Source organism: Bacillus sp. N447-1, assembly GCF_022701035.1.
Lineage (GTDB): Bacteria > Bacillota > Bacilli > Bacillales > Bacillaceae_G > Bacillus_A > Bacillus_A cereus.
Window position 1 is genome coordinate 4604252 of record NZ_CP065509.1, and the last position, 9812, is coordinate 4614063.

A 9812-nucleotide genomic window follows, 5' to 3' on the forward strand; every position below is an offset into this window, starting at 1 on the left:
ATAAGTATTTTAGAAGATATTCTATTGATTTCGGGGTTGTCCATTATTGTAGGGACGACTTTTTTTGTTAATCCGATTTATGGATGGTATCTATTAGGGATTATTCTCACAATGCTGGGGGTGGTAATGATAAGAAGATAGAAAGGAGGTGAAATATTTGATTTTTCGGCAGTTATTTAGAAATCAGGATACGACAGATTTAAAAACTCCTTCTCCTTGGTTCAAAAGTTTATTTGGATATCAAGCCGCAAGTGGTGAAAAGGTAACGGTTGAGTCCTCTTTAGGTGTTCCGACGGTTTATCGGTGCATTAACATCCTTGCAAATAGTGTTGCGATGCTACCTTTTCAAACGTTTAAAAAGACAGTGAAGGGTAGGGAACGGGATAAGGCGCATCAAGTGTCATTTGTTCTAGAAAGAAGACCAAATCCTTATCAAAGTCCATTTAAATTCAAACATTTAATTGAAACACATCGTAATACATGGGGGAATGCTTATATCAATATCCATTGGGGTGTGGATGGCAGACCGAAAGAGTTGTGGGTATTAAATCCAGCTGTTACAACTCCAACTGTTGATTTAAAGACAAATAAGTTATGGTATTTCACTAGTCTTCCAGATGGTACACCTGTAAAAATACCTGATGATGACATAATTCATCTTACTACATTGTCTACTGATGGTTTGAAGGGTAAACCACCTATTCAGATTGCAAGAGAATCAATAGGTAGCTCACAGGCGGCACAAAAGTTTAAAGGTAAGTTCTTTACAAACGGTGCAGCGCATAGTGGGATATTAAAAACGCAACAAGCACTTGGTAAAGAGGCGAAAGAAGTACTTCGTGATGCATGGGAAGAGGCAAATACAGGATTAAATAATGCTCAAAGAATTGCTATTTTAGATGCTGGTTTAGAATTTGAGAAGGTTGGTATGCCTTTAAAAGATGCTCAATTTATTGAAGGTATGAAATTTGATAAAGGTGAGATTGCAAATATATTTAATATTCCGTTGCACATGATTAATGAGTTAGATCGTGCTACTTTCTCCAATATCGAGCAACAAGCGTTGGATTTTATTCAAAATACATTGAGCCCAATTCTTATTCAGTACGAGGAAGAGTTTTCTTATAAAACTTTTTCAATTCATGAGCAAAAACGATATTATTTGAAGTTTAATCTAACAAGCTTATTACGTGCTGATTCTAAATCACGAGCAGAATTCTACAAAATTATGTTAGATGCTGGTGCTTTTTCAATTAATAAAGTGCTGGAACTGGAAGACATGGACGGGATTGGGGAATACGGCGATAAACATCGTGTTGACTTAAACCATGTATCTATCGAGATTGCAGATGAATATCAATTAGCAAAAGCTAATGGAGGGACGATACAGAAGGGAGGTGAGGACGATTAAGGACGTATTTACTATTAAAAATCAAACGGAATCGTCAGCAGATCTATTTATCTATGGTGACATCATAAATAATACAGGTTGGAAATGGGATGATTCTGATATTATGCCGGATGATGTAAAAAACATTTTAGGGCAATTGGATGATAAAAGTAACCTTAATATCTATGTAAATAGTGGTGGTGGTTCTGTATTTGCTGGTTTAGCTATTTATAATATGTTAAAGCGCAATAAGGCTCAAAAAACTGTTTATGTAGATGGTGTTGCAGCTTCAATTGCTTCCGTAATCGCCCTAGCTGGTGATCGCGTTGTTGTTCCTTCTAATGCTTTCTTAATGATTCATAAACCTTGGACATATACAGCTGGAAATGCAATTGATTTCCGAAAAGCAGCAGAGGACCTTGATAACATCGAGTCAGGAATCATGAATGTATACAAAGAGAACTTAAAAGAAGGCGTTGAAATTGAAGAAATTCAACAATTAGTAGATGCTGAGACTTGGTTAAGTGGTGAAGAAGCCGAAAAATACTTCAATATAGAAGTTGTGGAAGCAAAAGAAGTTGCAGCATGTAGCAGTGATTATTTTGATAAATATCAAAAAACACCAAAGAGGATTGTAGCAAAGGCTCCTTCTATTCCAAAAAAGGATAATAGCGAACAATTAAAAATACAAAACGCACTAGACCTGTTAGAGCTTTAGGTCTATTTTTTGTGCCAAAACAAGGAGGAAATACCGAATGGATAAACGTGAACAAGAGTTACGTCAAAAAGTTGCTGATTTAAAAGCGAAAGCAGAAGAATTTAACAATAGTGGTAAATATGAAGATGCAAAGGCAAAAATTGAGGAAGCGAAAAACGCGAAAAATGAATTGGATAACTATCTAGCAATGAAGCAAATTCAAGTTCCTGAGCCTGTAAACTCACAAGCAGGAGTATTACCTCCAGCATCAGTTAAAAATGAAGATCCATCATACAAAGACGTATTTATGAAAGCTATTCGTGGCCAAAGTTTAAGTCATGAAGAAGCAAGTGTTATGCAGGAATATAAAGCAGCTTTATCTGAGAATACAGGTAAAGATGGCGGTTATATTGTTCCAGAAGATATTACTACAACTATTAATCAGTTAAAACAAACAGTTGATAACTTAGAACAATATGTAAATATACAACCTGTTTCAACAAATAAAGGGGCTCGTACATTAGAAAAGCGTGCGGCATCAACACCATTTGCGCCATTATCTGAGTATGGTAAGCCGAATGCGATGCAAGAAATTGCTTCTCCTGAATTTGATCGTTTATCTTATGCTATTGAAGATTACGCAGGATTTTTACCAGTACCAAATGATTTATTAGATGATACAGATCAAGCTTTAGAAGAATATTTACGCCAATGGATCGCTAAGAAATCTATTGCAACTCGTAACTATCTAATTTTACAAGAACTCAACAAATTGACAAAGGTTGATTTTAAGGATTATAAAGGCATTAAAACAGCGTTAAATGTTACATTAGACCCGGCATTTGCAGCTGGAGCTAATATTTTCACTAATCAAGATGGATTCAATTACTTAGATCAATTAGAAGATAAAAATGGTCGTCCACTTCTTCAACCAGACCCAACAAATCCAACACGTAGTTTATTGTCAGGAAAACCAGTTATTACTTTATCAAACAAGACAATTGCTACAGATAAAGATGGGAAAGCACCTTTCATTGTTGGTAATTTAAAAGAAGCTATTATTCTTTGGGATAGAAAACAATTATCTATCGATATGACTACAGAGGGTGGAAACGCTTGGAGAACAAATACTTCTGAGTTCCGAGCAATTGAGCGCGAAGATGTTACTCCGTGGGATACAGAAGCAGTTGTATATGGACAAATTACGGTTGCACCTAAAACAGGAGCTTAATAAGATAGGGGGTGTCCTTCTTGGTACTAACATTAGAGGAAGCAAAAAAGTATCTTCGTGTGGATGGGGATGAGGAGGACGATCTCATTACATCTTTCGTAATAGCAGCTGAAATATATATTAAAAATGCTACAAGTAAAAATGTGGATTTAGAAAGCGAGCTTGCTAAATTAGCAGCTCGTATTTTAATTGCTCATTGGCATGAAAACCGTGAAGCGGTTGGGAAAGCTGAACAATTGGCATTTAGTTTGCAGTCAATATTAGTTCAGTTGCAATATTGTGGTGGTGATTCAAGTGAATCCAGGTAAATTAGATAAACGTCTTACATTTCAAGTGAAAGACGAGGAAGTAAAGAGCCCGGACGGTGATCCAATAGAAGGTTACAAGGATTCCTTTACTGTATGGGGCTCTTTTATTTTTTTAAAGGGAAGAAAATACTTTGAAGCAGCGGCAGCTAATAGCGAAATTCAAGGTGAAACAGAAATCCGATATCGTTCTGATGTGAATGCTGATATGAAGATTAAATATAAGAACGTAATTTATGACATTGTTTCAGTTATTCCAACTGAAAAACACACCTTATCAATTATGTGGAAGCGTGGTGGAATGAATGGCTGATGGTGTTGATTTTTTAGGCTTTGATCGCTTGATATCTGAATTAGAACAAATGGGTTTACGTGGAGAAAAGATTGAAGATAGAGCCCTTGCGGCTGGTGGTGAGCAAATTCGAAAAGCCATTGCTGAAAGAAGTGAACCGAGGAGTTCAAGCCCTAAAAAACCGTCCAAGAGTGAACCTTGGCGTACAGGCCAACATTTGCTTGATAATATACGGGTTACAAAGGCACGAATGGAAAATGGTGTGAAAACGATCAAGATTGGAATAGACAAAGCGGATCGTTCTCCATATTTCTATGGAAAGTTTTTAGAGTGGGGTACTTCTAAAATGCCGGCACATCCATTTATAGAACCCGGTTTTAACGCTTCTAAAGCTGATGCGGTACGTGCTATGACAGACATCTTAAAGAATGAGATGAGGCTGAATGTATGATAAATTTACGACCTGAAATTGTGCAAGCTCTTGGAAATAATCAGGAGCTTGTTTCTTTATTAGGTGGAAAACGTGTTTATTATCGTAAAGCCAAAAACGCTGAAGAGTTTCCACGTATTACGTTTTTCGAATTAGATAATAGGCCAGATGGATTTGCAGATAATGATGAAAGCGAAAGTGAAATCACATTTCAAATCGACATTTGGTCAAAGGGAAGTACAACAGCAATCCATCAAAAAGTAAATGAAATCATGAAAGATATTGGTTTCTCACGTTATGCAGTAGCTGATTTGTATGAAGATGATACACAAATTTTTCATTACGCGATGCGATTCGCGAAAGGAGTGGAGTTATAGATGGCTGGAGAAGTGATTACAATTAGTTCGACTGTCGGTGTAGATAGTCTTGTTTATGCAAAACTATTAAAAGATGATGCATCAGGTGTTTCATATGCAGATGTAAAGAAGTTAGAAGGGGCAGTAAAGGTTAAAACTTCTAAAAAAGTAGCTTCAGAAATTATGTGGAGTGATAATAAAAAATCAGAGATTGCTGAATCTGACGGAGAAGTGGAAGTTGAAATTGAAGTTCGTGGACTTTCCTTATCAGCGAAAGCAGATATTGAAGGGTATCCAGAAGTTACAGATGGCGTATTAGATGAAAAACGAGAGGGAGAAAAGCCATATTTAGCAATCGGATGGCGTTTCTTAAAGGGTAATGGAAAATATCGATATGTTTGGTTATTAAAAGGGAAGCTTTCACAAGAGGAAGAAGAAGCTGAAACTAAGAAGGATAAACCAAACTTCCAAACTACAAAACTTAAAGGCTCATTTATTGAACGAGACTTTGATGATAGACCAAAATTTACAGCTGATGCCGATGAGCCTACATTTACAAAAGCCGTTGGCGATAACTGGTTTAAAAAGGTATATGAAAAAACAGCAACAACACCAGCAGGAAAGTAAGGGGGAGCAAGAGCTCTCTCTTTTTTATTAACGAGGAGGAAAAGCCATGAAATTAACACTAATGATCAAGGAAGAAAAGAAAACTTTTAATTTACCGGATTTTATTCCAGCACGTTTAATTCGTCAAGCACCTGAACTTGCAGATATTCCAAACAATCCTGGACCTGAGGATATGGATAAAATGGTTCAATATGTAGTAAAAGTTTACGGAGAACAATTTACATTGGATCAATATTGGGATGGTGTGGATGCCCGTAAATTTTTATCAACAACTTCAGACGTAATTAATGCAATTATCAATGCAACTGTGGATGCGGCTGGTGGTACACCAGGAACTGGAGAAGAAACAAACCCAAACGCGTAGAGGGAGGGGGGTTAACGTTCAGTGAGTTTATGGACGAGCTCTACCTCTCTTTATTACGTCAGGGGTATAAACACCATCATATCGATAACGAAATGGATATCTGGCATTATTTAAGGTTAAACCAAAAATATCGTGAGCAAGATCATTCAAATAGTGATAATCAGAATTCAAATGAGATTGAAGTTCCAGCAGAAAACATTATCTAATAAGGGGGAAGATGATGGCGAATGAAATGAATAATTTAGTCGTTAGGCTGTCCCTTGATAATGTAAATTTTCGTCAAGGTATAGCCAATTCAGGACGTGCCGTAAGGACATTGCAGAATGAATTGAAATCAATCAGTACGGGTATGGGTGGCTTCTCTAACGCTAGTGATCAAACGCGTGCTAAAACAGATGCACTTAACAGATTAATTGAAGCACAAAAAGAGAAAGTAAGAGCATTAAGACAAGCCTACGATCAAAATAAGGCTAAATTAGGTGAAAATGATGCAGCAACCCAGCGATATGCTTCACAAGTAAATAGAGCCGTTGCTGATTTAAATAGATTTGAAAATGAATTAAAACAAGTAAACCGTCAAGCTGAACAAAAAGGAATGGATAAGTTAAACAACTCTTTAAAAGCTTTACAAGCTGAATTCCAGTCCGTTACAACAGGCATGGGTGGTTTTTCTAATGCAACTGAACAAACACGAGCTAAAATTGATGTTTTATCTCGTATGGTAGATAAACAGAAAGAAAAAATTAGAGAACTTCAATCAGCATATAACCGGGCTAAGGCTGAAGAAGGAGAAGCGAGTCAATCGGCACAACGATATGCTGAGCAAATCCATCGAGCAACAGGTGAATTAAATCGATTTGAAACACAATTACAACAGTCTAATCGTGAATTAGAAGAACAGGGAAATAGACTTCTTAACTTTGGGAATCGAATGGAGTCATTAGGTAACCATTTGCAGAATGCCGGAATGCAGATCGGCATGGTGTTTGGTGGTATGACTTATGCAATTGGTCGAGGTCTAAAATCAGCTGTGGAAGAATCTATGAACTTCGAACAACAGATGGCTAACATAAAAGCCGTATCAGGTGCGACTGGACAAGAAATGAGTAAACTCTCTGAATTAGCTGTTAAATATGGAGAAGATACAAAATATTCTTCTGTTGAAGCTGGAAAAGGGATTGAAGAATTAATAAAAGCCGGCGTTAGTTTAAAGGACATTATCGATGGTGGATTAGAAGGAGCATTAAACTTAGCGGCCGCAGGAGAATTAGAGTTAGGCGAAGCAGCTGAAATTGCTTCAACCGCCTTAAATGCATTTAAAAAGGATGGCTTAAGTGTTACAGATGCCGCTAACTTACTTGCAGGAGCTGCTAACGCTTCGGCCACTGATGTACACGAATTAAAATATGGTCTGTCAGCATCCGCAGCAGTTGCTGCTGGGGCAGGTATGACGTTTAAAGATACATCAACAGCCTTAGCAGTTTTTGCGCAGAATGGTTTAAAAGGTTCAGATGCAGGTACGTCTTTAAAAACAATGCTTATGAGATTAAATCCATCTACTAAAGAAGCGTATAACAAGATGGCGGATTTAGGTCTTATCACTTATAATGCGCAGGCTGGATTTGATTTCTTGGTTAAAAACGGAATCACGCCAGCATCTAGAAGTGTGGGAGATATTGAAGTTGCATTAGAGAGTTATGTAATGAAAACGGAGGGCGTAAAGAAATGGAATGATAAGTGTGATACTACATTTCGTGAATTAGCAACTAGTTCGGCTTTCCTATCTTCTAAATTTTATGATCAAGAAGGACATATCCAAAGTTTAGAAAATATATCTGGAATTCTTCATGAATCCATGAAAGGTTTAACAGACCAACAACGAAGTATGGCTTTAGAAACATTATTCGGATCAGACGCAGTTCGTGGTGCAACGATTCTGTTTAATGAAGGATCACAAGGTGTAAATAAAATGTATACCGAGATGTCCAAAGTTACTGCTTTAGAGACCGCTAATACGAAAATGAACACTTTGAAAGGTCGTATCGAACAATTAAGTGGAGCGTTTGACACTATGAAAAAGACAATCGGTGATGCGCTTGCTCCTGTGGTAAGTGCTTTTGTCGCTGGATTGCAGAAACTTGTGGATGGTTTCAATGCACTGCCTGGACCAATACAAAAGGCAATCGCAATTACAGGTGGTATTGTTCTTGCTTTAACGGCTATTGCAACGGTTATTGGAGTAGTTCTAGCAGCAGTTGGAATGGTGGTTTCAGGGATTGGCGCTTTAGGGGTTGCATTAGGAACTTTAGCAACATCTTTAGGGATAGCAGGTGGAGTCGCAGGTTTGTTGGCCGTAGCACTGGGACCAGTAGCAATTGCTTTAGGTGTAGTAGCAGCCGCTGTGGGTGTTGGGGTATTAGCATATAAAGGATATCAAAAAGCAACAGAGGACAGTATCGCTTCGGTAGATCGTTTTGCTACAAATACAGAAGGGAAAATAAGTTCTTCCACAAAGAAAGTTCTTGGTGAGTATTTCAAGTTGTCTGATGGTATTAGACAAAAGTTAACTGAAATTAGATTGAACCATGAAGTGATTACAGAGGAGCAATCACAGAAGTTAATAGGTCAATATGACAAGTTAGCTAATACAATTATTGAAAAAACTAATGCAAGGCAGCAAAAAGAAATTGAAGGGCTTAAAAAATTCTTTGCTGATTCATATGTATTGACCGCTGAAGAAGAGAACAAACGAATCGAACAGTTAAATCAGCATTATGAACAAGAAAAGCTAAAAACACAGGAAAAGGAAAATAAAATTAAAGAAATTTTACAAACCGCAGCTAGAGAAAACAGAGAGTTAACAACATCTGAACGCATCTCCTTGCAAGCTTTACAAGATGAAATGGACAGAGTTGCTGTAGAGCAGATGTCTAAAAATCAAATGGAGCAAAAAGTTATTCTTGAAAATATGCGCGTACAGGCTAGTGAGATTTCAGCTAGACAGGCAGCGGAAGTTGTAGAGAATAGTGCCAAAGCAAGAGATAAAGTTATTGAAGATGCGAAAAAGACTCGCGATGAAAAAATTGCAGAGGCAATTCGTCAGCGTGATGAAAATAAAACGATTACTGCTGATGAAGCGAATGCAATCATTGCTGAGGCAAAACGTCAGTATGATAGTACAGTTTCCACGGCAAGAGATAAGCATAAGGAAATTGTGAGTGAAGCAAAATCTCAAGCTGGGGAACATGCAAATCAAGTGGATTGGGAAACTGGACAAGTAAAATCTAAGTTTGAAGTTATGAAAGATGATGTTGTTCGAAAAATGAAAGAAATGGGTTCGGATGTTTCCAACAAATATGACGAGATGAAAAATGCAGCCAGCAATAAAGTAGAAGAAATCAAAAATACTGTTTCAAGAAAATTTGAGGAACAGAAAAAAGCTGTTAAAGATAAAATGTCAGAAATAAAACAGGACATTGAAGATAAGTGGAATACAGTCGAAAAATTCTTTAGCACTATAAATCTACGTTCCATCGGTAAATCAATTATAGAAGGGCTTGGTAAAGGAATAGATGATGCTTCAGGAGGTCTATTTAGTAAGGCAGCTGGAATTGCAAATGACATTAAAAAGACTATTTCCGGAGCTTTAGAAATTAACAGTCCATCTAAAGTAATGATTCCAGTTGGTAGCGCCGTACCAGAAGGTGTTGGGGTTGGTATGGATAAAGGGAAACGTTTTGTTGTGGATGCAGCAAAAAATGTAGTTGGAACTGTAAAAAAACAAATGAGTAATATGCCATCTGTTTTTGATTTTGGATTCCAAACTTCGCATTACAGTATCCCTAACGATTCCTTAAATGGATTTGGAGATTATGATCAACCTAATGGTGGACAAAATGTTTCAACTAATAGAAATGTTTATCCAAATAGATCTTTTGATGAAAAGGAAATAAATCTTACTGTAAACATGACCAATGTTCTTGATGGAAAAGAATTAGCGAATGGTACGTATGAGTACACCACAGCGCTTCAAGAACGTAAGCGAAAACAATTAGAGCAATTTTAAGGACGGTGATATATTTGAGTAAATTAAATTTTACATTTAATAATATTCGAAAAG

Annotated in this window: 10 protein-coding genes; all 10 read left to right on the forward strand. The window is 37.0% G+C overall.

The features are described from left to right. The first annotated feature begins 157 nt into the window (after positions 1–157). Positions 158–1411 (forward strand): phage portal protein, encoded by a 1254-nt coding sequence (locus IQ781_RS23705; RefSeq protein WP_242808184.1) that lies wholly within the window; start codon positions 158–160, stop codon positions 1409–1411. Further along, the gene (locus IQ781_RS23710; protein ID WP_242808185.1) at positions 1398–2108 is read left to right on the forward strand and encodes a head maturation protease, ClpP-related; all 711 of its coding nucleotides are present in this window, start codon (positions 1398–1400) and stop codon (positions 2106–2108) included. The genes IQ781_RS23705 and IQ781_RS23710 overlap by 14 nt, the downstream gene beginning before the upstream one ends. Positions 2109–2145: 37 nt before the next feature. Continuing rightward, positions 2146–3318, forward strand: coding sequence for a phage major capsid protein (locus tag IQ781_RS23715; protein WP_242808186.1), 1173 nt, complete (start codon positions 2146–2148; stop codon positions 3316–3318). A 20-nt stretch (positions 3319–3338) separates the two neighbouring features. Further along, a complete protein-coding gene (locus tag IQ781_RS23720) occupies positions 3339–3626 on the forward strand; it encodes a head-tail connector protein (protein ID WP_242808187.1) in 288 nt (95 codons plus the stop codon). Continuing rightward, entirely contained in the window at positions 3613–3936 is a 324-nt protein-coding gene (locus IQ781_RS23725; protein WP_242808188.1) for a phage head closure protein, read from the forward strand. The genes IQ781_RS23720 and IQ781_RS23725 overlap by 14 nt, the downstream gene beginning before the upstream one ends. Next, entirely contained in the window at positions 3929–4366 is a 438-nt protein-coding gene (locus IQ781_RS23730) for an HK97-gp10 family putative phage morphogenesis protein (RefSeq protein ID WP_000763224.1), read from the forward strand. Before IQ781_RS23725 ends, IQ781_RS23730 begins: the two co-directional genes overlap by 8 nt. Then, positions 4363–4722 (forward strand): tail completion protein gp17, encoded by a 360-nt coding sequence (gene gp17, locus IQ781_RS23735; RefSeq protein ID WP_242808189.1) that lies wholly within the window; start codon positions 4363–4365, stop codon positions 4720–4722. Before IQ781_RS23730 ends, gp17 begins: the two co-directional genes overlap by 4 nt. Continuing rightward, positions 4723–5328: a major tail protein gene (locus tag IQ781_RS23740; protein ID WP_242808190.1), complete on the forward strand. Its 606-nt coding sequence runs from the start codon at positions 4723–4725 to the stop codon at positions 5326–5328. Between the two features lie 46 nt (positions 5329–5374). Next, the gene (gene gpG, locus IQ781_RS23745) at positions 5375–5692 is read left to right on the forward strand and encodes a phage tail assembly chaperone G (protein ID WP_242808191.1); all 318 of its coding nucleotides are present in this window, start codon (positions 5375–5377) and stop codon (positions 5690–5692) included. A 220-nt stretch (positions 5693–5912) separates the two neighbouring features. After that, positions 5913–9758, forward strand: coding sequence for a phage tail tape measure protein (locus IQ781_RS23750; protein ID WP_242808192.1), 3846 nt, complete (start codon positions 5913–5915; stop codon positions 9756–9758). The last annotated feature ends 54 nt before the right edge of the window (positions 9759–9812 follow it).